This window comes from Halochromatium roseum, from assembly GCF_016653315.1.
Taxonomy (GTDB): Bacteria; Pseudomonadota; Gammaproteobacteria; order Chromatiales; family Chromatiaceae; genus Lamprobacter; species Lamprobacter roseus.
Genome location: NZ_NHSH01000076.1, coordinates 16430 through 39295 on the forward strand (window position 1 = coordinate 16430; position 22866 = coordinate 39295).

General features: G+C 62.1%; 22 protein-coding genes. 15 read left to right on the plus strand and 7 right to left on the minus strand.

Features of this window, described 5'->3' with window-relative positions; translation table 11 throughout:
- Positions 1-87 precede the first annotated feature (87 nt).
- The 11 genes from CCR96_RS21195 (at position 88) to CCR96_RS21245 (ending at position 12412) form a co-directional block, all read left to right on the plus strand.
- Positions 88-1503, plus strand: coding sequence for a DegQ family serine endoprotease (locus tag CCR96_RS21195; RefSeq protein WP_420827286.1), 1416 nt, complete (start codon positions 88-90; stop codon positions 1501-1503).
- Between the two features lie 110 nt (positions 1504-1613).
- The gene (gene lepA / locus CCR96_RS21200; protein WP_201223361.1) at positions 1614-3419 is read left to right on the plus strand and encodes a translation elongation factor 4; all 1806 of its coding nucleotides are present in this window, start codon (positions 1614-1616) and stop codon (positions 3417-3419) included.
- A gap of 101 nt (positions 3420-3520) precedes the next feature.
- Positions 3521-4372, plus strand: coding sequence for a signal peptidase I (gene lepB / locus CCR96_RS21205; RefSeq protein ID WP_201223363.1), 852 nt, complete (start codon positions 3521-3523; stop codon positions 4370-4372).
- 8 nt (positions 4373-4380) lie between these two features.
- The gene (locus CCR96_RS21210; RefSeq protein WP_201223365.1) at positions 4381-4842 is read left to right on the plus strand and encodes a DUF4845 domain-containing protein; all 462 of its coding nucleotides are present in this window, start codon (positions 4381-4383) and stop codon (positions 4840-4842) included.
- A gap of 2 nt (positions 4843-4844) precedes the next feature.
- Complete coding sequence (gene rnc, locus CCR96_RS21215; protein WP_201223367.1) at positions 4845-5528, plus strand: ribonuclease III; 684 nt, start codon at positions 4845-4847, stop codon at positions 5526-5528.
- A 4-nt stretch (positions 5529-5532) separates the two neighbouring features.
- Positions 5533-6537, plus strand: a complete 1005-nt coding sequence (gene era, locus CCR96_RS21220; RefSeq protein ID WP_201223374.1) for a GTPase Era — start codon at positions 5533-5535, stop codon at positions 6535-6537.
- Between the two features lie 77 nt (positions 6538-6614).
- On the plus strand, positions 6615-7493 hold the full coding sequence (gene recO / locus CCR96_RS21225) for a DNA repair protein RecO (protein ID WP_201223376.1): 879 nt from the start codon (positions 6615-6617) through the stop codon (positions 7491-7493).
- 49 nt (positions 7494-7542) lie between these two features.
- Positions 7543-8301: a pyridoxine 5'-phosphate synthase gene (gene pdxJ, locus CCR96_RS21230; protein ID WP_201223378.1), complete on the plus strand. Its 759-nt coding sequence runs from the start codon at positions 7543-7545 to the stop codon at positions 8299-8301.
- Between the two features lie 137 nt (positions 8302-8438).
- The gene (gpmI, locus tag CCR96_RS21235; protein ID WP_201223380.1) at positions 8439-10034 is read left to right on the plus strand and encodes a 2,3-bisphosphoglycerate-independent phosphoglycerate mutase; all 1596 of its coding nucleotides are present in this window, start codon (positions 8439-8441) and stop codon (positions 10032-10034) included.
- Positions 10035-10331: 297 nt separating this feature from the next.
- A complete protein-coding gene (locus CCR96_RS21240) occupies positions 10332-11555 on the plus strand; it encodes a glucose-1-phosphate adenylyltransferase family protein (protein ID WP_201223382.1) in 1224 nt (407 codons plus the stop codon).
- Positions 11556-11836: 281 nt separating this feature from the next.
- The gene (locus CCR96_RS21245) at positions 11837-12412 is read left to right on the plus strand and encodes an endonuclease III domain-containing protein (protein ID WP_201223384.1); all 576 of its coding nucleotides are present in this window, start codon (positions 11837-11839) and stop codon (positions 12410-12412) included.
- A 56-nt stretch (positions 12413-12468) separates the two neighbouring features.
- Here CCR96_RS21245 and CCR96_RS21250 read toward each other — a convergent pair whose 3' ends face one another.
- The 3 genes from CCR96_RS21250 to CCR96_RS21260 form a co-directional block, all read right to left on the minus strand.
- Positions 12469-13395: an isoaspartyl peptidase/L-asparaginase family protein gene (locus tag CCR96_RS21250; RefSeq protein WP_242519271.1), complete on the minus strand. Its 927-nt coding sequence runs from the start codon at positions 13393-13395 to the stop codon at positions 12469-12471.
- Between the two features lie 9 nt (positions 13396-13404).
- On the minus strand, positions 13405-14562 hold the full coding sequence (locus tag CCR96_RS21255; protein ID WP_242519272.1) for an ATP-grasp domain-containing protein: 1158 nt from the start codon (positions 14560-14562) through the stop codon (positions 13405-13407).
- A 148-nt stretch (positions 14563-14710) separates the two neighbouring features.
- Positions 14711-15655 carry a hypothetical protein gene (locus tag CCR96_RS21260; protein WP_201223386.1) on the minus strand — a complete coding sequence of 315 codons (945 nt, stop codon included), beginning with the start codon at positions 15653-15655 and terminating at the stop codon, positions 14711-14713.
- Between the two features lie 216 nt (positions 15656-15871).
- On the opposite strand from CCR96_RS21260, the gene CCR96_RS21265 reads away from it, so the two are divergent.
- Complete coding sequence (locus tag CCR96_RS21265; protein WP_242519273.1) at positions 15872-16747, plus strand: lytic transglycosylase domain-containing protein; 876 nt, start codon at positions 15872-15874, stop codon at positions 16745-16747.
- 31 nt (positions 16748-16778) lie between these two features.
- On the opposite strand, the gene nuoF is transcribed toward CCR96_RS21265, so the two are convergent.
- The gene (gene nuoF, locus CCR96_RS21270) at positions 16779-18407 is read right to left on the minus strand and encodes an NADH-quinone oxidoreductase subunit NuoF (RefSeq protein ID WP_201223390.1); all 1629 of its coding nucleotides are present in this window, start codon (positions 18405-18407) and stop codon (positions 16779-16781) included.
- The gene (hoxE, locus tag CCR96_RS21275; protein ID WP_201223392.1) at positions 18404-18898 is read right to left on the minus strand and encodes a bidirectional hydrogenase complex protein HoxE; all 495 of its coding nucleotides are present in this window, start codon (positions 18896-18898) and stop codon (positions 18404-18406) included. The genes nuoF and hoxE overlap by 4 nt, the downstream gene beginning before the upstream one ends.
- Positions 18899-19198: 300 nt before the next feature.
- On the opposite strand from hoxE, the gene pssA reads away from it, so the two are divergent.
- Complete coding sequence (gene pssA, locus CCR96_RS21280) at positions 19199-19984, plus strand: CDP-diacylglycerol--serine O-phosphatidyltransferase (RefSeq protein WP_201223394.1); 786 nt, start codon at positions 19199-19201, stop codon at positions 19982-19984.
- Positions 19985-20071: 87 nt separating this feature from the next.
- Complete coding sequence (locus tag CCR96_RS21285; protein ID WP_201223403.1) at positions 20072-20539, plus strand: CBS domain-containing protein; 468 nt, start codon at positions 20072-20074, stop codon at positions 20537-20539.
- Between the two features lie 178 nt (positions 20540-20717).
- Here the strand turns inward: CCR96_RS21285 and hemP are convergent, their stop codons facing one another.
- On the minus strand, positions 20718-20900 hold the full coding sequence (gene hemP, locus CCR96_RS21290; RefSeq protein WP_201223406.1) for a hemin uptake protein HemP: 183 nt from the start codon (positions 20898-20900) through the stop codon (positions 20718-20720).
- A gap of 162 nt (positions 20901-21062) precedes the next feature.
- Between hemP and cobF the strand changes: the two genes are divergently transcribed.
- Positions 21063-21911, plus strand: a complete 849-nt coding sequence (gene cobF / locus CCR96_RS21295; RefSeq protein ID WP_201223407.1) for a precorrin-6A synthase (deacetylating) — start codon at positions 21063-21065, stop codon at positions 21909-21911.
- A 26-nt stretch (positions 21912-21937) separates the two neighbouring features.
- Here cobF and cobM read toward each other — a convergent pair whose 3' ends face one another.
- Positions 21938-22723, minus strand: coding sequence for a precorrin-4 C(11)-methyltransferase (gene cobM / locus CCR96_RS21300; RefSeq protein WP_201223410.1), 786 nt, complete (start codon positions 22721-22723; stop codon positions 21938-21940).
- Positions 22724-22866 lie beyond the last annotated feature (143 nt).

Consider the following 22866-nt stretch of genomic DNA (forward strand, 5'->3'; position numbering starts at 1 on the left):
GGTCACCACTAGCTCGGGATATTCATGCGTCATCGGTATCAGCCTCTGCTCGTTTTCATCGCGGTCGGTCTGCTTGGGCTCGCGCAGATGGCGTCCAGCCTCGCGGCGAGTCCTGCTGCGCCGGTTCCGGCGGCTGATTCGACTGGCCCTGGCATTGTTGCCGCGCTGCCGAACTTCATTCCGCTGGTCAAGCGCTATGGTCCGTCGGTGGTCAATATCAGCAGCAAGCAGGGCTACGGCTCGGGGCCGCAGCAGTTCGAGCCGGAGGAGGGCTTGCCGGAAGATAGCCCGCTCTACGACTTTTTTCGCCGCTTCTTCGATGAGGATGGACCCTTACCGGATGATGGCGATCAAGGCCGCTCACTGGGCTCGGGTTTCATCCTCAGCCCGGACGGCTACATCCTGACCAATGCCCATGTGGTCGAGGCCGCTGACGAGATCATCGTGCGCATGAGCGATCGGCGCGAGTTTGTCGCGCAGTTGGTTGGCGCCGACGAGCGCAGCGACATCGCGCTCTTGAAGATCGATGCCACCGATCTGCCAGCAGTCGAGCTTGGCCTCTCTAAGACGGTCGAGGTGGGCGAATGGGTGCTTGCGATTGGCTCGCCGTTCGGCTTTGAGCACTCGGCGACGGCGGGCATCGTCAGCGCCAAGGGGCGCTCGCTGCCGTCCGAGAACTATGTGCCCTTTATCCAGACCGATGTGGCGATCAACCCCGGCAATTCGGGCGGCCCGCTATTCGATCTCGAGGGGCGTGTGGTTGGCGTTAACTCTCAGATCTATAGCCGCACTGGCGGCTTCATGGGGCTCTCGTTCGCGATTCCGATCGATGTTGCGATCGATGTCGTCGACCAGCTCAAGGACAAGGGCCGGGTCAGTCGCGGCTGGCTCGGGGTCTTGATCCAAGACGTCACGCGGGATCTCGCCGAGCCCTTTGGTCTGCCGCATCCAGTCGGCGCCCTCGTCTCACAGGTGTTGCCGGACAGTCCGGCGGAGAAGGCCGGGCTACGCGCCGGGGATATCATCTTGACCTTCGATGGGCTCGACGTTCCGACCTCGAGTAGCCTACCGCCGCTGGTTGGTGTGACCAAGGTCGACGTCACGGTCCAGGTCGAGTTGTTGCGCAACGGCGAGCGTCACGAGGTGGCCGTCACATTGGCTGAACTGCCAGAGGACGAGACGGCATTGATCCCGCAGGGTCATCCGGCCGCGCCGGCGGCGAACCGCTTGGGCCTGGTGATGAAGGAAGTTCCAGAGGATCAGCGCGAGCTGCTCGGTCTTGATCACCCAGGCGTGCTGGTTGACCGCGTCGAGACTGGCCCCGCTGAGCGTGCGGGTTTGCGTGCGGGTGATCTGATCCTGAGCTTCAGCAACGAGCAGGTGCAAGGCTTGGCGCACTTTGATCGGCTGGTCGAGGCTGCCCCGGCTGGCGCGTCGGTCGCGGTGCTGGTCCAGCGTGGCGATGGACGCATGTTCTACGCCATGCGGCTGCCACCAGAGTAGTTGAACCCCCTCTGAGCGTTCTCTGAACCCTATTCATAACCCTTTTCGGACTCTTTCTGGACTCTCTTCTCAACTTGACGTTCAGTTACTTTTAAGGATTTCGCTTGCCGATGGCCGATCTCAGTCACATTCGTAACTTCTCGATTATTGCCCATATCGACCATGGCAAATCGACGATTGCCGATCGCTTCATCCAGCATTGCGGCAGCCTGACCAACCGCGAGATGAGCAATCAGGTGCTGGATTCGATGGACCTGGAGCGTGAACGCGGCATCACCATCAAGGCGCAGAGCGTGACCTTGGATTACCCGGCCAAGGACGGGCAGATCTACGAGTTGAACTTCATCGACACGCCTGGCCATGTTGACTTCTCCTATGAGGTCTCGCGCTCGCTGGCGGCCTGCGAGGGTGCGTTGCTGGTGGTCGATGCCGCGCAGGGGGTCGAAGCGCAGAGCGTCGCCAACTGCTACACCGCCATCGATCTCGGGCTCGAGGTGCTGCCGGTGCTGAACAAGATCGATCTGCCCTCGGCCGAGCCGGAGCGGGTGATCAACGAGATTGAAGAGATCATCGGCCTGGATGCCGAGGATGCGCTGCGGGTGAGCGCCAAGACCGGGCTCGGCATCCCTGAGCTGCTAGAGATGTTGGTGGCGAAGATCCCACCGCCGGTTGGTGATGCCGAGGCGCCGCTGCGGGCGCTGATTATCGACTCCTGGTTCGATCCCTATGTCGGCGTGGTGTCGCTGATTCGGGTCAAGGAGGGCACGCTCAGGCGGCGTGACAAGATCAAGGTGATGTCGGTCGGGCGTGTGCATCAGGCCGATAACGTCGGCATCTTCACGCCCAAGAAGACCCCGCGCGATCAGCTCGGGCCCGGTGAGGTGGGCTTTGTCGCTGCCGGGATCAAGGAGATTGACGGCGCCCCGGTGGGCGATACCATCACCGGTGCTGACCGGCCGGCGACAGAGCGGCTCGCGGGCTTCCGCGAGATCCGTCCGCGCGTTTTTGCCGGACTCTATCCAATCTCCTCGGACGACTACGAAGACTTGCGCGATGCGCTCGCCAAGCTGCGGCTCAATGAATCAGCGCTGTTCTACGAGCCGGAGACCTCGCAGGCGCTCGGCTTCGGATTCCGCTGCGGCTTCCTCGGCATGCTGCACATGGAGATCATCCAGGAGCGGCTGGAGCGTGAATACGATCTGGAGCTGATCACCACGGCGCCTACCGTTATCTATGAGGTGGTGTTGAACGATGGCGAGGTGATCAATGTCGACAATCCGGCCAACCTGCCAGAGACCAATCAGATCCAGGAGATTCGCGAGCCGATCATCGAGGCGCATATCCTGGTGCCGCAGGATCTGCTCGGCGGCGTGATCAATCTCTGCGTCGAAAAGCGCGGCGTGCAGAAGAACATCCAGTTCCTTGGCGGCCAGGTGCAAGCCAGTTATGAGCTGCCGCTGAATGAGGTGGTGCTGGATTTCTTCGATCGGCTGAAGTCGGTGAGCCGCGGCTATGCCTCGTTCGAGTATGAACTCAAGCGCTTCGATGCGGCCGATCTAGTCAAGCTGGATCTGATGATCAATGGCGAGCGGGTCGATGCGCTGTCGCTGATCGTGCATCGCTCTAACTCACTGCACCGTGGCCGCGAACTCGCCGAGCGGATGAAGGAACTGATCCCACGGCAGATGTTCGAGGTCGCCATCCAGGCCGCGATCGGCACCAAGATCATCGCCCGCACCACGGTCAAGGCCTTGCGCAAGAATGTCACCGCCAAATGTTATGGCGGCGATGTGACCCGCAAGCGCAAACTGTTGGAGAAACAGAAGGCGGGTAAGAAGCGCATGAAGCAAGTCGGGCGCGTCGAGATCCCGCAAGAGGCCTTCCTTGCGGTGCTGCAATCCAGCAAGGATAATTAACGGTTTTCCCGCGCCATCACATTTTTCCTACCGCCACTGATCGCCGCTCGAGTGCTCGGCGTTCGGATCGTCGTCATAGGATCAGGAGACGCACCCGCGCCATGAGCTTCGATTTTCCGACCTTCCTTGTTGCTGCCACCTTCCTTACCGGGGGAATCTGGCTGCTCGATGCGCTGCTTTGGGCGCCTAAGCGTCGCCGGTTGGCGGCCGCGGCCGCGAGCGGTTCGGGCGAGAGCGCTCAGGGCGCGGCGATGGGATACAAAGAGCCGGTACTGGTCGAGTACGCGCGTTCTTTTTTTCCAGTGATCCTGATCGTGCTGCTGTTACGTTCGTTTGTGGTCGAACCGTTCCGTATCCCGTCTGGCTCAATGATGCCGACCCTTTTGGTCGGTGATTTCATCTTGGTGAATAAGTTCTCGTATGGGCTGCGCCTGCCGGTGCTGAATTCCAAATTTGTCGAGCTCGGAGAGCCCGAGCGTGGCGACGTGATCGTGTTTCGCTTTCCGCGCGATGAATCGGTGGATTACATCAAACGCGTCATCGCCCTGCCTGGCGACCAAGTCTACTATCGTGACAAGACGATCTACGTCAATGGGGAGCCCCTGGGGCAGATCCCACTCGGTGATTACATCGACGACAATGGCCAGCCGACCGGTCTCATTGAGGTGGTGGAAGCGGTTGGTGATGATCTTGAACACGAGATCCTGATCAATCCACGTACAGGGGATTTTCCGCGCTCCTGCGGTGTCTTGGCACGTGGCCCGGTGACGGTGCCGGAGGACACGTACTTCGTCATGGGCGACAATCGCGACAACAGCAATGACGGCCGCTGCTGGGGGTTCGTGCCCGAGGAAAACCTGGTCGGCAAGGCGTTCGCAATCTGGATGAGCTGGGACGGCAATCGTGATGGCTTTCCGATTGCCTTCGGCCGTATCGGTAATGTCATCCATTGAGCGCTTGCATGAATCGACCCATGATGCCCCAGTCTCAAAGAGAACCCAAGCACGGCCGGCCCGCTCAGCGTTTGGCGAGGCTGCGCCGCGGCGAAAAGCATGCCAGGCTGCCCGGCCCGCAGCGTGGCTTCGGGCTCGGCAAGGTGCTGGTCGTGCTGCTCTTGGTGGTGTTTTTCGTCAGCCTTGGGATCAAGATGGCGCCGTCCTACCTCACCTACTTTCAGGTGCGTAACATCATGGAGCGGGTGGTTGAGCGGCCAGAGCTGGCCGGTGCCGGATCGCGAGCGATCCTGGCCGCTGTTACCCGACAGCTCGGTATCGATGCCGTGAGTTCGGTCGACGCAAAGGACTTTCATCTCTCGCGAGAGGGTGAAGACACCCTGCTGAACTTGGATTATCAGGTGCAGCAGCATGTCGGCTTTAATGTCGACGTGCTGATGCACTTCGAGCACTCGGTCGTGCTGCCGTAGCCATGACGACCGACCCAATGCGCCTGGCAGCTTCGCTGATCGGGCAGCCGCCAAGATCGCTGGCCCTGATCGAGCAGGCCCTCACCCACCGCAGCGCTGGTCCGATCAACAACGAGCGGCTCGAGTTTCTGGGCGATGCGCTGCTCGGATTCGTCATCGCTGAGGTGCTGCTGCAGCGCTTTCCTGATGCCAGCGAGGGTGACCTGACGCGGCGGCGGGCGACTCTGGTCAACCGCGAGGCGTTGGCTAAGATTGCACGCTCGCTGAGTCTGGGCGACTACCTGCGGCTCGATTCAGGCGCGCTGCGCTCAGGTGGCCATGCGCGCGACTCGGTGCTCTCCGACGCGCTCGAGGCCCTGATCGGCGCGATCTATCTGGATCAGGGCTTCACCGGCGCCAAGCAGATGATCCTCCGCGTCTTTGCCGAGGCCTTAGCCGATGTCGCCAACCAGGATGCGCGCAAGGACCCGAAGACGCGCTTGCAGGAGTGGCTCCAGGCGCGCCGTCTGGCCTTGCCCGAATACGAGGTGACCGCGGTGACCGGTGAACAGCATGCGCAGCGCTTTCAGGTACGCTGTCGGCTGCCTGCCGACGGCCGCGAATGTGTGGGTGACGGTTCCAGTCGGCGCCGTGCCGAGCAGCAGTCAGCCGAGACCATGCTCAGCCTTCTGAGCGAGAAGGATTGAGCGCATGAGTGATTCCAAAGACAAACACTCAGCACTCGCTGAGGCCACTGATCAGCCTGTCGATCCCTCAGCCACGAATGCAACGAGCAGTGGCTCGAGCCGTTGTGGCTATGTTGCGATCTTCGGGCGGCCGAACGTGGGCAAGTCGACGTTGCTGAACCGGTTGCTGGGGCAGAAGCTCGCGATTACCTCGCACAAGCCGCAGACCACACGCCACACCATCCTTGGCGTGTCGACCTTGGACGCGGGTCAGATCCTGTATGTGGATACTCCTGGCCTGCATCAGCGCGGCGGTAATGCCCTGAACCGCTACCTGAACCGCGCGGCGCGATCGATCCTCACCGACGTCGATCTGGTGCTGTTCGTGATCGAGGCGCTGCAATTCGGTGATGAGGATGCGTTGGCGCTGGCCGAGATCGTCAAAGCCGGCACGCCCGCCATCGTCGCCGTGAACAAGACCGATCGCATTGCGGATAAGGCGCGTCTGCTGCCGTTTCTGCAGTCCTTGTCGGAACGGCATCCGTTCGTTTCAATCGTGCCGGTCTCGGCCACCAAGGGCGATCAGATCAAGCGCCTGGAGGCCGAGGTGCTCGCGGCACTACCTGAAGGCGAACGCCTGTTTCCGGACGATCAGCTCACCGATCGCTCCGAGCGTTTTTTGGCGGCTGAGTTCTTGCGCGAGCAGCTAATGCAGCGCTACGGCCAGGAGCTACCGTATCGAACGACGGTTGAGATCGAGTCCTTCACCTTGGAAACCCCGAGCGGAAAGAGGCAAAGCGAGGGGCCTCGCGCGCGCATCCGTGCCTTGATCTGGGTCGAGCGTGAGAGCCAGAAGGCAATCATCATTGGCCGCCGCGGCGAGGCGTTAAAAGCTGCGGCATCGCAGGCACGCCTCGAGATGCAGAAGCTGTTTGGTCGGCCTGTGCATCTGGAGGTCTGGGTCAAGGTCAAGGATAGCTGGAGCAGTGACGAGGCGGCGCTCGCGAGTCTCGGTTACGGCGAATACTGATCACGGCGATTGCCCATGACCGCCAGTGATGAGCGGTTTGACCCGGTCCGGTCCCAAAGCAGCGCTTAGGCATCTTGATGAGCGTGCAGACACTCAAGCGCGGCTTCGTGCTGCATCGTCGTGACTATCGCAACACCAGTTTGCTGATCGAACTCTTTACCGCCGACGAGGGTAGGCTTGCCTGCATCGCCAAGGGCGCGAAGTCGGCACCGCGCGGGCGCTCGGCATTGGCCGCGCTGCTGCAGCCGTTTCAGCCGCTCTGGCTGGGCTGGGTCGGACGTGGCGAGGTCAAGACCCTGACGCGGGCCGAGGCCGCCGCGCCCAGCATCGCGCTTGTGGCTGAGCGGCTCTATTGCGGCTTCTACCTGAACGAGCTGTTGATTCGCTTGATCGATCGCGAGGACCCGCACGAGGCCTTGTTCGTCTTCTATCAACAGGCCTTGGCGGATCTGGTGAGCGAGCCGCTGGATGCAGTGTTGCGCCGCTTCGAGCTGCGCCTGCTTGAAGAGTTAGGCTACGCGCTCGATCTCCAGTCCGACCGTCAGGGCAAGCCGATTGAGCCAGTCCGCGACTATTGCTACAGGTCGGACCAAGGTCTGATCTCGGTTCCGGGGCTCAGCGTCCGCTTGAGCGATCCGGTTGCGGCGTTGCATACCGGAGCGCGAATGCGTGAAACCCCGATGGCTGATGACGCTGTCTGCGAGCCCGTGGGCGCTGAACGTTTTACCCTGGAGACCTCAGCTGACAAGCCATCAGCTGACGAGCCATCACCGGCGATGTCTCAGGCGGCGGCAGTGATGATCAGCGGGGTCACGCTGCAGCGCTTGGCCTCTGGTGCACCATTGCAGCGCACTGATCTTGGGCCCGCTCGCGCCCTGATGCGCGCGGCGCTTGCCCCTCATCTTGGGCCGAAGCCGTTGCGCAGTCGTGAGCTGTTTCGTCGTCCGTCGACTTGATTCCACCCTTAACTCCATCCTTAACTCCATCCTCAACCCTGGAGCCATCATGCAAGAGCTCAGCGGGGCGCCGATCCTCCTCGGCGTCAATATCGACCATATTGCGACCATCCGTGCCGCGCGCGGTACCCGCTACCCGGAGCCGATCCAGGCTGCACTGGTCGCCGAGCAGGCCGGCGCCGATGCCATCACGCTGCACCTGCGTGAGGATCGCCGCCACATCCAGGATCGCGATGTGCACCTACTGAAAGGCATCCTCCAGACGCGCATGAATCTTGAGATGGCGGCAACGCCAGAGATGGTTCAGATAGCCTGCGAGCTGCGCCCGGCCGACTGTTGCCTGGTCCCAGAGCGGCGTGAAGAATTGACTACCGAGGGTGGTCTGGATGTCAAGGGTCAGATCGGCAAGTTGACCGAGCAGACGGCGCGTTTGGCTGAGGCTGGGGTACGCGTTTCGCTGTTCATCGATCCAGAGCCGGCCCAGTTGGATGCAGCGGTAACGGTCGGGGCGCCGGTGGTGGAGATCCACACGGGGCGCTATGCCGACGCCGTGATACCCAAGCTGCGCGCCGAAGAGCTACAGCGCATTGCGGCGGCTGTCGCGCATGGTCAGCAGCTCGGGCTACAGGTCAATGCGGGTCACGGGCTGGATTATCCGAACGTCGAGGCCGTTGCCGCCCTGCCCGGCGTGCGTGAGCTCAATATCGGGCATGCCATCGTTGCCCGCGCCCTGTTTTCGGGGCTGGCGCCTGCGGTCAGCGAGATGAAACGTCTGATGGTGCAGGCCGCGCTGTTGCGGTCTGACTGAGCATCGCGGACAATGGCTCTGACCCCAACGGTCTGGGGCCAGAGTCGAACCTTTCTCATGGTCATCAAACCTAGGTGGAAAAGGAACGTCTCTTGCTTCATCTTTAGAGACTTTCCACAACCTAAGGATTTCCGATCATGGCCACCACTGCAGAGTCGGCGACCCCGAGACGCCCGGTCGTCCTGGTCATCCTCGATGGCTTCGGCATCAATCCGAGTAAGCTCCACAATGCCATCGCACAGGCGAAGACACCGCGGCTCGACGAGTATTTCTTTCGCTATCCCTACACCCAGCTGAACGCCTCTGGTGCCGGTGTCGGTCTGCCGACCGGGCAGATGGGCAACTCTGAGGTCGGGCACATGACGCTCGGCAGCGGCAGCCTGTTACGCCAAGATCTGGTGCTGATCGATGATGCGATCGCCGATGGCAGCTTCTTCAAGAATCCGGCATTGCTCGATGCCGTCAAGGCCGCTAAGGCCAAACAGCGACCGCTGCAGCTCTTAGGCTTGGTCTCTGAGGGCGGCGTGCACAGCCATTCGCGTCATCTGTTGGCGCTGATCGAGCTGTGCCGACTCCAAGGGGTGACGCCGCTGGTGCACATGATCACCGATGGCCGGGATACCGCGCCGAAATCGGTGCTCAACGGCCTCGGCGAGATCGAAGCGGCGTTGGAGGGCGCGAATGGACGCATCGTCACCGTCAGCGGCCGCTATTACGCGATGGACCGGGATCGCCGTTTCGACCGCACCGAGCGGGCCTGGCGCGCGATCGTGCTTGGCAAGGGACGTGGCGCGGCAACGGCGCGAGCGGCGATCGACGCGGCCTACGCTGCCGGGGAGGGCGACGAGTTCATCCATCCGAGCGTCATCGCGGATTGGAAGGGGCTCGAGCCCGATGACCCAATGGTGCTGTTCAACTTCCGCAAAGACCGGCCGCGGCAGATGGCGTCCGCGCTGGCGCTCGACGACTTCGATGGCTTCGATCGCGGCTCGGCACCGCGCGCTGATCTGACCTGCATGATGGTCTACGACAAGCGCTTCGGGCTGCCGCATGCGTTCGATCCAGAGGTCCCGCGGACGACCTTGAATCAAGTGCTCAGCGCCCAGGGCATCAAGCAGTTTCACTGCGCCGAGACCGAGAAATATGCGCATGTGACCTTCTTCTTCAACGGCGGCAGCGAGGAGCCAGCGGCCGGCGAGGTGCATCGATTGATCCCGTCGCCCAAGGTCAAGACCTACGACCTCAAGCCCGAGATGAGTGCGGCACAGGTTGCCGATGCGGTGGTCGAGGCGATCGAGACCGGCAACTACGGGTTCATCGTGGTCAATTTTGCCAATGGTGACATGGTCGGCCACACTGGCTACATGGACGCCGTAGTGCATGCGGTCGAGGTGTTGGATCAGCAGGCCGGTCGGGTGCTGGATGCGGCCGTGGCCAACGGCTACTCGGCCCTGCTGACCGCTGATCATGGCAACTGCGACATGATGGTCGATCCGGAGACGGACGAGCCACATACTCAGCATACGACCAATCCCGTGCCCTTTATGGTCATCGATCAGGAGCGCTGGGTGCTGCGGCCGAACGGCACCCTGGCCGATGTGGCCCCAACGGTCCTCGAACTGATGGGGCTGCCAGCGGTGGCCGAGATGTCAGGGCAGTCGTTGCTGTTCGAAGCGATGGCCCCACAGCCGAATGTCTCGGTTGATCGGCTTGGGATGGCGAGGACGGGCTGATTCGGTGAATCAGCGACGTTGATCAGTCGACATCTCCGCACCATTGTGAGGCGCCCGATGACATATTTGCGCAGGGATGGCGCATCTCATCGGCAAGCGTGTTCGGTCGCCCCTTCCTCCATGCATGATCCTCTGAGGTGCACTTATGCCAGCGCATCGTCTCGTGTTGTTTGCAGTGCTTGGTCTTGCTGGGGCCGCCTTGGCTTACAATGCGCTCAGAATTGTCGACGGTGGGGTCGGCCCGGATTGGCCTGATCCCCCGGTGATCTGTTGCCGAGTTCAACCACAGGACTGCCAATGTCATCGAAGACCCTTACCTTCGTTTTTGCCGCCGAGCGCGGAACCCCCGCACTCCTTACCGAGCATCGCTGCAAAGCGGCCGTGCCGGTGGCTGGCAAGTATCGTGTCATCGACTTCACGCTGGCGAACTGTCTGCACTCCGGATTGCGCCAGGTGCTAGTGCTCAGTCAGTACAAATCGCATTCGCTGCACAAACATCTGCGCGACGGTTGGTCGCTCTTCAATGCGGAGCTTGGCGAGTTCATCACCGCAGTACCGCCGCAGATGCGCTATGACAGCGGTTGGTATCGCAATGCCATGGACGCCTTGCGCCAAAACCGCTATCTGATCGAGCGCAGCTCGGCCGATACGGTGTTGCTGCTCGACGGTGGGTTGGTCTACCGGATGGATTACGCGGAGCTGATCGAATTCCACCGCGAGCAGGGTGGTGGACTGACCTGCGCGCTGCGCCGGGCGGGCCCCGGGTCAGCGTCCGGTGGGGTTAAGGTTGAGGTCGATGCGGCGGATCGTATTACGGCCATAAGCAATGCCCTCGACCTAGACGCGCCTTATGAGTCGACCATGGGCGTCGTGTTGATCGACAAGGCGCTGTTGCTGGAGCAGATTGAGGCCCTGGCGGCTGCCACCGAGGCGGGAATGGACTCAGGCGTAGACCTCGCGACCCAACTCGTATCGCCGATGCTCGACGGCCGCGCGACCTGCTCTAATCCGCCAACGGCCTATCGATTTGGCGGCGAGCGCGGGCGCGTGACCCAAGATCGTTATTGGAGTGATCTCGGTTCTACGGATGCGTATTTTCGCGCCAATATGGACCTGCTTAAGGCGGAGCCACCACTTAACCTGTATCAGGCAGACTGGAACATCCTGACCTATCAAGGGCAGTACCCTCCGGCCCGGACGGTGCCGGGGCCGACCTCGGGTAACGAGGGGGTCTTCGTCAACTCGATGCTGGCTGCTGGCACCGTGATCCGCGGTGGTGGTGTCAGTCATTCGGTGCTCTATCCGCGGGTGCAGGTCGAGGATGGCGCCATCGTGGACGAGGCGATCCTGTTCGAGGGCGTGCGCATCGGTGCTAACGCGCGCGTTAGGCGCTGTATCTGCGACAAGGATGTGGTGATTCCAGCGGGTGCCTGCATCGGCGAGGATCGCCGCGCCGACGCTGAACGTTTCGAGGTGTCTGATGAGGGGATTGTTGTCATTCTCAAGGGGCAGGTCATCTGAGCCAAGCACGCAAGCCCAGGACGACACCGAGCCCCGGCCTAAGCCCTCGGCCGAGGCGTTGCCAAACAGCGAGTCGCCAAACAGCGAGTAAGATCAGCCCTGATGATGGCGCTAAGCCTAGCTCGGCCGATTGTAGCCAGCTCCTGAAGTCGGAAACGCGCGGCGTCCGAGATGAGGTCGAGCGCGACATCAGCGCGGCACCGATCTCGAGTCTGTATACCGCGCTGCTTGCCGCTTACGGGGAGCAGCAGTGGTGGCCGGCTGAAACGGCCTTCGAGGTCATGCTCGGCGCCATTCTGACTCAGAATACCGCCTGGACCAATGTTGAGCGGGCCTTGAGCCAGTTGCGGGCAGAGATCCCGCTGCGGCCTGAATCGGTATTAGCACTCGCCGAGCCGGTGTTGGCGGAACTGATCCGGCCGTCCGGGTATTTCAACGTCAAGGCGCGACGGTTGCGCAGCTTCTGCGAGGCGCTGCTCGAAGCTGGCGGCGAGGTCGCGCTGGCGGCGTTGCCGACCGACCAGTTGCGGCATTGGCTCTTGGCGATCAACGGCATTGGGCCTGAGACCGCCGACGATATCCTGCTCTATGCCTTCGAGCGGCCGGTGTTCGTGGTCGATGCCTATACTCGGCGGCTGTTTGGTCGCCTGGGGCTGATCGTCGGGGACGAAGGCTATGAAGACATTCGCCAGCAGGTCGAGGCCGCGCTGGGCCCGGATGTGGCCTGCTTCAACGAATATCACGCGCTGATCGTTCGCCACGCCAAGGAGGTCTGCCGCGCACGCAAACCGGGCTGTGAGGTCTGTCTGCTCAGCCAAGGTTGCCAGCAGCGCGAGGATGGGAGTCAGCGGCTCTGACATGCGGATGCGACGAGCGCATCAGCAGCATCGGGCCGAGTGCGGTTTAGGTGCGCTCAGAAACGGCAGATGGTCTCGCCGCCGTGCTCGATCCAGCCATGGATCATCTTCTTGGTGGTCATGCCGCTAGCGCATTGCCCCGCGTGATCGATGCAGATGAGACCGCCACGGCCTTGAACCTTGCGGCTGAGGTAGGCCAGCCCGTCATCGACCGCGGAGCGCGCACTGCCGCCGCACAGCTCGATCAGGTCGGCCACGGTTTTGGCGAAGACCGTGCGCATGAAATCTTCGCCGTAACCGGTCGCGGAGACGGCGCAGCTGGCGTTGTCGGCGTAGACCCCAGCGCCGATGATCGGCGAATCACCAACCCGTCCCATGCGTTTGTTGACGATACCGCCGGTCGAGGTGGCAGCCGCTAGGTTGCCTTGTCGGTCGCGTGCGACGGCACCGATGGTGCCGTATTTCTGATCCTCGCCTTCGTCGTCATGGTCGAGCGTCATCCGCCCTCGCAAGCGTGCTTGTTCCAGCTGCTTGATCCGGTCAGGGGTAAAAAAGTAGTGGTCGGGCGTTAAGCGAACCTGGCAATGCTTGGCAAACTCCAGGGCGCCGTCGCCGATCAACATCACGTGCTCGCTGCCATCCATGATCAGTCGTGCCAGTTGCACCGGGTTGGCGATGTTGCCGATGCCAGCGACAGCGCCGGCGGCGAGATCGCGCCCGTCCATGATCCCGGCATCCATCTCGACCTTGCCGTTCTCATTCAGCACTGAGCCGCAGCCAGCGTTGAAGAGCGGGTCGTCCTCGAGCTGTGAGGCGCAGCTCTCGACCGCCTCGACGGCGCTCGCGCCGCGCTCAAGGATGGTGCGCCCGTGTTCTAGGGTGACGCGAATACTCTCCAAATAGCGCACCGCGATACGCTCGTCGGAGACGTTGTCGAGCGCACCGGCGCCGCCATGGATCATTAGGGAGTAGGTGTCGATCATGCCATCCACTTAGAGCCGCTGGTTGAGGGCGAGCGCCAACGCCTGTTGGCGGTCGGGGTCGCCGGCGAGTAGGACCAGTAGCTTGCCCACCAGCACCGGCCCCCAATTCACCAGGATAACCCCTTCACCGGTGCCCGGGTCGTACTCGATGCCGGTGAGATCGATGTCGGCGAGCATCCGATGCCGGGTCGGGAAGGCGCGGGCGAGCCAGTACTCGATGCCGAGTTTGCGGGCGATCATGGTCGGATAGGAGGCGCCGTTCCAGCGTGGATTGCACTCGATCGCGAGATGCTCGCTGTCCCCGTTATTCTCGACGACCGCGACATCGAAGGCGAATACCCCGCGCATGCCTTGCTCAACCAGCCATTCGGCCATCGGTTCGACCAGGTCCCAGGGTGGTGCTGGGACTGGATGCCGGTTGCCTTGATGGACGCAGCCATCCAGGATCTGCTCGGTGGCCGCGACCCGCACCTGGCGGCCATCGACAGCTTCGTACTGGAGATTCAGGAAGCAGTCCGTGCGCACCTCGTCCTGGATCTGAACCGGTACGCTTGGCTGGAAACCTTGGATCGCGGTGCGCAAGGCCTGTGGATCATCACAGCGGTAGATGCCCACACCCGAGACCGAGATTGCGGCTTTGAGATAGCAGGGATAGGGCGCGGCGTCGATGGCGCCGTCGTCGATCAGCGCAACCTCATCGAAGCAGAGCGTCCGCGGTACCGGGACACCGAGATCATCGGCGAGCGCCATGAACCGGTTCTTCGAGTTGATGTAGTCGACGGTGCGATGCCAGCGCGGGTCGGGGCGTCGGTCTTGCTCGGCGTCGCCGAAGTAGAACACTGAGGGCTCATACTGCGGGTGTACAGCGAGCAGCCCCGTGTCGATGTCCCAAATGACCTCAGTACTGTGGCTGAGGCCGATGCGCTGATAATGACTGCAGATCGTGGTCCACTGCGGCTTTAGGTCTGGGTGCAGTTGGATCAGATCGCCGGGATCGCTGGCGCCGAGCGCGCGGCCTGAGTAGAGCTGGTTACCGAGCACACCTTCGGCAGTGCAGCCCATGATGTCGTGATTGAAGATTCTTGGGCCTCGAGCCGGTGGAAGCGTGCCAGCCAGGTTGGCATTGGCGGTTGGGTTTCGAGCCGAGTGATTGATCGTTGCGCCCATGCTAACGTCCGTCCATCGCCTGTGGTTTCGGTTATGAGACGCGGATTGGAAAGCAAGTCGCAGGCCAGCTTCCCTGATGGCGTGCTGCGACGAAGCGATGGCTCGAGGCGAGGGCGGCTGATGCGACTGGCCTAGAGCAGGCTGCGCTTCAGCCCGCCGGCCCATAAGGCTGCTGAACCTTGCGCAGCCGAGGCTCGATGAAGGTGCGCCGGAACTGGTGGCATTTGTCGATCAACTCGCGGCAGCTCTTCGGCATCGGCGCGCGCGCGCGCACCATGTGACTGACGAGGGCGGAACTGGATTTCAGGATGCGGTTGCCTTCTTGTGCCTCATGGATCTCCATCATCGAGGGCGCTGGCGGCAATGAAGGCTGGATATTTCGCAGTCGATCGCCAGCGACTACGAACGCTGGCCAGACGTGGAAGATCGCCGGATCGGTTCGCAGGATCTCGCACTTACGCTTAGCCGCTTCGCCGAGATCGTTCAACAGCGGAGCAAGCCCACGAACCTGAGTGCTGCCCTCGAAGGTGGTGGTGAGGGTGGCGGTGATGCGATCGATATCGCGCATGGTCATCGCCATCTTCACGTAGCGACTTTCGTAGAAGGCCGCGATGGGCTGGCTGAAGGCTTTGAATGGCTCGCCCCAGAGCTCGTCGATGCCTTCGTCACCGCCGCGGTGGCGCACCATGTGGCCGAGGTCGAGGGCCTCGAGCAGATAGTCGCCGCATTCGCGCATCAGCGCATCATCCGGCTCGACCTCGACACCGTCGGCCTGCAGCTCGACCAGTTTGGTGAAGATGGTGGCGGCGCGGTTGAAGAGTGCGCCCGCGAGCATCGCGCCATTCACCCGCTTGCGCTCGGGGTTGGTTTCGGCTTCGTAGGCGGCTCGCGCCTCGGCGAGGCGGATGCCGGGGATGTTGATACCATGTTCGACGTGATTGAACAGGCGGCGCGTCAGCGCTTCGATGAGCGCCTTCTTCGCGGCTAGGGTTTCCGGCGGCGGCTCGTAGTACTTGATCCAGTAACCGTCGTAGTGGATGCAGCGCCGGCCCTGCACCTCGGCGACGGTTCCGTTGGGGATCTTTTCGCTCATCGTGCTTATCGTGCGCAAAATATCAGGTCTGGGCGCGGCCATGATCGCAGACTAGAGGTGTCTTGTTGGCAAGCGCTTAGGCGTGCTGTGGTGCAGGAGTCGAGCGATGCCGTTAGGGGAACGCGATTGCAGCCTGTATCATCGATCCTGGAGTATCTCAGTATCCTTCCCCTTGCTGCCAGTATTCATGCCCTTGGCTGACCATGAGTGTTATCGATGCCTTGTATCATCAACTTCGGGTGTGCCGACATGCGATGGTTTATCTCTAATGTACTGAGCGCATCGTCACCCTGGACGATGAAGCGCTTGTTTCAGGGTAACCTGGTTCTACTCGTCATCCTGCTCGTCGTCGTCACCAGTCTTGTTCCGGCGCTCGCTGCGGCCGATGTCGCGCAGGCGAAGGTGGCGTCTGAACCTGTTTCAGCGGAGTTGAGGTCTCTCCCAACACCGCCGAGCGGACCTGTGCCGAGCCGCAAGGCGCTGAAGGCCTTGGTCGAGCGAACTGCAAAGCGCTATGGGGTCGAGATCGATCTGGTTGATGCCCTGGTGGTTGCCGAGTCTGGCTATGATCCGCATGCGGTGTCTCCAGTGGGTGCGGTCGGGTTGATGCAAGTCATGCCGGAGACCGCAGCAGATTATGGTGTCAACTCGGTTGAGGCCCTGTTCGATCCTCAGACCAACGTTCGGACGGGGGTCCGCCATCTCAAGCGCCTGCTCGGTCAATTCGGCATCGGTAAGGCGGTGATGGCCTATAACGCTGGCGAGGGTGCGCTGAGCCGCCACAATGGCTTTGTGACCTATCCTGAGACCCAACGCTATACCCATCGCGTGCTGAGCAGCTACCTAAAGAAGCGCGGGGTTGCTCCCTATTCGCTCGAGGCACGTGAACTCACTGGAATCACGCTGACACCAGCGATGGCGAATGCGGGCGCCGGAGCCAGGGGTCGCGTGGTGCGCCGCATCGATCCCTCACGTTTGCGGTTGCGCATCCGTCCCACCCTCTCTGAGCGGTCGCTCGACCCCGGGCTCCACAGCAGTGGACCCGACAGCAAGCCGATGTTTGAGTTGCAGCGGCTGAAGCCGCGCAACTAGGCGGTTAAGCGGTTGCCACGCCTGCCAGGGTTCAGCCGCCAGCAAGTTTTTCCTCATACTCATCACGGAAATAGCGCAGCGTGCTCATCACTGGATTCGGCGCCGTCTGACCAAGCCCGCAGAGACTGGTGGCTTGCACGACCTCACAGAGCTCTTCCAGTAACGCCAAGTCGGCATGGGTCGCGTTGGACTTGGCGATCTTGTCGAGCAGTGCGTGCATCTGCTGGGTGCCGGTGCGGCAGGGCACGCACTTGCCGCAGGATTCGTCCATGCAGAACTCCATGAAGAAGCGCGCGACATCGACCATGCTCGAGGTCTCGTCCATGACGATCATGCCGCCCGAGCCCATCATGGTCCCGAGCGTCTTCAGGCTATCGTAATCGACCGCGATGTCCAGATGCTCGGCCGGTACGCAGCCACCCGAGGGGCCGCCGGTCTGCACCGCCTTGAAGGCCTTGCCGTCTGGGATGCCACCGCCGATCACCTCGATGATGTCGCGCAGCGTGGTGCCCATCGGCACCTCGATCAGGCCAGTGTTGACGATGGTGCCGGCGAGGGCAAAGACCTTGGTGCCCTTGGAACGCTCGGTGCCAATGCTGGCGAACCAGTCACCGCCCTCGGAGACGATCGTGGCGATGTTGGCATAGGTCTCGACATTGTTGATCAGCGTTGGGCGCCCGAACAGCCCGGACTCAGCCGGGTAGGGTGGGCGTGGACGTGGTTGACCGCGGCCGCCCTCGATCGAGGCCATCAGCGCGGTCTCTTCGCCGCAGACGAAGGCGCCGGCGCCGAGGCGGATCTCGACATCGAAGTTGAACTGGGTCTCGCAGACATGGTTGCCGAGAAAGCCCTGGCGTTTGGCCTTGCGGATGGCGTTCTTCAGCCGTTCGACCGCAAGCGGATACTCGGCGCGGACGTAGATATAGCCCTTATTAGCGCCGATCGCATAGGCGGCGATGGCCATGCCTTCGAGCACGCGGTGTGGATCGGACTCGAGGATCGCGCGGTCCATGAAGGCGCCTGGGTCGCCCTCGTCGGCATTGCAGATCACGTACTTCTGCTCGCCTGGCATCTTGGCGACCGTCGACCACTTGAGGCCGGTGGGGTAGCCGCCGCCGCCGCGCCCGCGCAGGCCACTGGTGGTCACTTCAGCGACGACCTCGGCCGGGGTCATCTCGGTGAGTGCCTGCACCATCGCGCGATAGCCGCCGACCGCGACATAACCCTTGAAGCTGTCGGGGTCGATGACGCCCGCATGTTCGAGCACCACCTTCTGCTGCCGCTGAAAAAAGGGCAGGTCGCTCGGGCAGCGTTGACTGGCCAATGCTTCCTCGGCACTGGTGTCACCCTGTACGGCGCTGATCAGCGACTCGGCATGGTCCGGGGTCAGTTCGCGGTAGATCTTGGACTCGTTGAGGCCGGCATCACGCTCGCTGAGCGTGACCAAGGGGCCAGCCGAGCAGAGGCCCATGCAGCCAACCCCTTTGACACGACAATGGTCGGCGCCGCTGGCGTCCTGTGCCTTGCGCAGCGCATCCAGCACCGGCTGGGCACCAGACGACTGGCAACTGGCCGCCATACAGACACGCACCTCATGCGAGAGGTTGGCGGATTCCTCGGTGAAGGTGCGGGCCAGATCGTCAAGCTCGTCGAGGTTCATTCGCGGATCTCCTGCTCGATGCGCTCGACCAGTTTGTCGGTGCCGAGCTTGCCGATAACGTCGCCGTCGAGGACCACGGCGGGTGCAAGACCACAAGCGCCGACGCAGCGCGCGGTCATCACTGAGAGGGCCTTGTCGTCGGTGGTCTCGCCGGGATTGACGCCAAAGCGTTGTTCAATGCCTTCGATCAAGGCTCCGGCCCCTTTGATGTAGCAGGCGGTGCCGGTGCAGACCACGCAGGTATGCCGGCCCTGCGGCTTGAGCATGAACAGATGGTAGAAGGTCGCAACCCCGTAGACCTTGCTCAGCGGCAGATCGAGCGAGTCGGCGACGAAGGTCATGGCATCGGTGTCGAGAAACCCAAACGCGTCCTGGACGCTGTGCAGGGCTTCAATCAAGGCGTGCTCGGCATAGCCGTTGCGCCGCATCGTGGCGTTGACCAGCTTCCAGCGTTTGTCAGCGCTGGGCAAGTCGGGTCGTTGTCTCTGCATGGTATGGCCCCTTAGTTGAGTGCCTGCGGGTACGTTGCGGCCGTGGCGGATGGGATCGCCAGACATCATTAAATCGCGACTTGCTGCTCAGCTCCAAACGAAGAATCGATGATGCTGTTCGACTGTTTGCTTCGATCTGTGTTTCGACCCGTGTTTCGATCCGTGCTGCGCAGCCTCATCGGATGGGTGGAATGCGCTTCAACAGGGCGAGCGCTGGCGTCTATACTGACCCCGAGCCCGCTGTTAACGACGGGCCTATACGCGAGTTCACACGCATAGCCGACTCCGAGTCTGACCCCAATGACCGATCCTAATGATCCGCCGAGCGCGCCGCGTGCGGCCGAACGACGCCGTGGCATCTATCTGCTGCCAAATCTGTTCACCACGGCGGCGTTGTTTGCCGGATTCTACGCTGTCCTGTCGGCGAATGCGGGCCAGTTCGAGGCCGCTGCCCTTGGCATCTTCGCCGCCATGGTGCTGGATGGCTTCGATGGGCGCATCGCGCGCATCACCCACACCCAAAGCGACTTCGGCGCCGAGTATGACAGCCTCTCGGACATGGTGGCGTTTGGTGTTGCGCCGGCGTTGGTCGCTTACGAATGGGCCTTGTCCGGTCTCGGTAAGCTCGGCTGGCTGGCGGCCTTTATCTATACCGCGGCGGCGGCTTTGCGCTTGGCGCGATTCAACACCCAGGTCGGTATCGCCGACAAGCGTTGGTTCCAAGGGCTGCCGAGCCCATCAGCGGCGGCGATCATTGCCGGCGCGATCTGGATCGGCACCGACAATGGCATCAGCGGCGCGAGCGTCAGTCTGTTGATGGCACTGCTCACCGCCTGCTCCGGCTTGCTGATGGTGAGCAACTTTCGCTACCACAGCTTCAAGGTGCTTGATCTGCACGGCCGTGTGCCTTTCATGTTCATGGTGCTGCTGATGTTGGGCTTTGCGCTAGTGGTGCTCGATCCGCCGGTGCTATTGTTTTTGATGGCGTTCAGCTATGCGGTCTCTGGGCCGGTTCTGACCCTGATCCAGCGGCGACAACGCCTGAGCGAGGGACGCCGTCGACGCAAGGGCTCAGGTTCAGGTTGAAGCAGCACTCGCGCCAAGGCCAATGGCTATAATCCTCGAATCCGGTTACAGCCGGTTGCCACCTAAAAAGAACGGAGGAGTAGAACGATGAAAGTACGCGACGTGATGAGTGGGGCGGTACGGTCAGTCAAGCCCGATACCAAGATCGTCGAGGTCGCATCACTGATGTGCCTGTTTCGGTTTCATGGTGTACCCGTGGTGAACGATGAAAACCGGTTGGTCGGGATCATCGCCGAGAAAGACATGCTGCATAGCCTCTTCCCGACCGTGGAAAGCTTGATGACCGAGGGGATGCACTCAGTGGATATGGATCGCCAGATGGGTCGCTACGGGGAGATCTTGGAGAAAACGGTCGATGAATTGATGACCAAGAATCCGATCGCAGTCGATCCCGACATGCACGTGCTGCGTGCGGCGACAATCATGGTCAAGAATAAGTTTCGGCGCATTCCAGTGGCCGAGAAGGGCGGAACGCTCATCGGCATGTTGAGTTTGGGGGATGTCCATAAAGCGATTTTTCACGCCAACATGACGGGGGCGTTGAAGGCGTCCTAAGCCTGACTTGGCATGGTTCTATGCACTCTGGGCCGCCCTCCTGCGGCTCAGGATGGTTCCGCTTGTAGATGATGTTGGTTGTCGTCCTAACGTAGGATTTGCTGGCCTGTGTCCAGCTGTGCCCGAGGGTGCTCGGGCCGATGATCAGCACCGCCTGACCGCCGACCCGAACGTCTGGCTACTTGACCAGAATCAGCTTGTCATTACGCGTTAAAAGGAGCGTGTAGCTTGCGTCACCATGCTCGATGACGACCCGACGGTTGCCTTGCAGGAGTTGCTCGCTGTGCAGACGACGTGCTTGTGCCGACGAAACGCCGGTGGCGATCTTGTCGGATGATTGAGGATGCATGCGTGGGCTCATGGATCACCTCTGGTGGTGGATGCGCTGGGAGTGAAGTGGCTGGCCGAGCGTTGCTTGCCCGTCTCTCACAGGGCTGATGCTAGCGAGCTTGCTACGCTTTTGCAATACAAATGCGAGTGACTAGCATTAACAATATTTTTAACCTGGGAGTGAGGTGAGGGTTTGAAGACCCTGTCTTTGATCGGCATCGGTCCCGGTGGGCCTGAATACCTGACTGTGCAGGCCATCGAGGTCATGCGTCGCGTCGATGTCTTTTTCATGCTCGAGAAGGAGGGGCGCGGCAAGGAAGAGCTGTTGGAGATTCGGCGCCGCATCATGGATCGCTACCTCGAGCCTGGCCGCTATCGGGTCGTCACCGCAAGCAGCCCGCCGCGGAGTACCGCCAAGGGTTATCAGCAGGGTGTCGAGGCCTGGCATGCGCAGAAGCGTAGGCTGTTCGTCGAGCTGTTCGAGCAGGAACTCGCAGAGGGTCAATCTGGGGCCTTTTTGATCTGGGGTGATCCGGCGCTCTATGATCAGACGGTGAGCCTGATCAGCACCATTGTCACCGCGGCTCCCGATCGCTATGCGCTCGAGGTGATCCCAGGCATCAGCGCCGTGCAAGCGTTGACCGCCCAGCATCGCATCCCACTCAACCGCGTTGGCGAGACGATCAGCATCACGACGGGTCGGCAGATGGCGCAGTGCGATCCGAGCAGCGTGATCAACGCCTTCGTGATGCTCGATGGTGAGGAGGCGTTTCAACGCTTTACCGGCCAGAACATGGACATCTACTGGGGCGCTTATCTGGGCACCGATGACGAGCTACTCATCGCTGGCGCCTTGGATGAGGTGCAGGATGAACTGCTCGAGACCAGGCGTCGTGCGCGTGAGCGCAAGGGCTGGATCATGGATACCTATCTGCTGCGGCGGCGCCCTGATGACCGGGTGCGCGACAGGCCTCGCTTTCAGGGCAGGGAAGAGGGTCATGATGAGCCGAGCACAGGGGCTGTCGCGATCGACGCGCGCTGACGCGCGCTGAGTAGCTGTAAATCCTGTCAATCGCTGGCCGTCTGCGCAGGACGAAACCGGCGCGGAAACTGGGCGTCATAGAGCTTTGAGGTCTTGGCCCCAGTCAGCGCGCGTGCGCCTAGGGCAGGGCTGGCGAGGATCATCGCCTGACGCTCAATGCCGGCTGCCTGGCAGCGCGTGGCGATGTCGGCCAAGGTGCCGCGCAAGACCTGTTCCTCGCCCGGCCAGGTCGCCTTGTAGACGACCACGATCGGGGCCGATTCGGCCCAGCCGGCGCCGATCAGGGTCTCGGCGACCTGCGCGATGCGATCGATCGCCAGGAAGATGCAGAGGCTGCACCGATGTGCGGCCAGCGATGCCAGGGATTCGGTCGCCGGCATCTTGGTGCGTCCCGCTAGACGGGTGAAGACGACGCTCTGAGTCACCTCGGGCAGGGTCAAGCATTCCCCGGCGGCGGCGGCCGAGGCCATCGCCGAGGAGACGCCTGGCACGATACCGATCGGGATCTGGGCGCGATCTAGGGGCCGCGCGAGCTCGGCGAGCGCGCCATAGAGGGTCGGGTCACCGGTCTGCAGGCGCACGACGGTTTGATGACGGGCTGCGCGCTCGAGCAGCCAGTCGGTAACCTGCTCGAGATCCATCGATTTGGAATCGGCGATCTCGCAGTCGGCCGAGGCCCACTGCAAGGCGGTCTCAGCGACCAGCGAGCCGGCATAGAGGATGGCGCCAGCCTCGGCCAAGAGCCGCGTGCCGCGCAGGGTGATCAGATCCGGCGCGCCTGGGCCGGCACCGACAAACCAGACCTTACCCATGCGGGTGTCCCCCCTGAGCCAGGGCTGGGCACAAGAACTGGACGGCTGCGCTCAACGAGGAGCGCATCCTATGGGCGCAGTTGCTGAAGATGTAGGCACAGTTGGGGCCTGTACCGAACGCGGTGAGCAGCCTGTAACAGTGC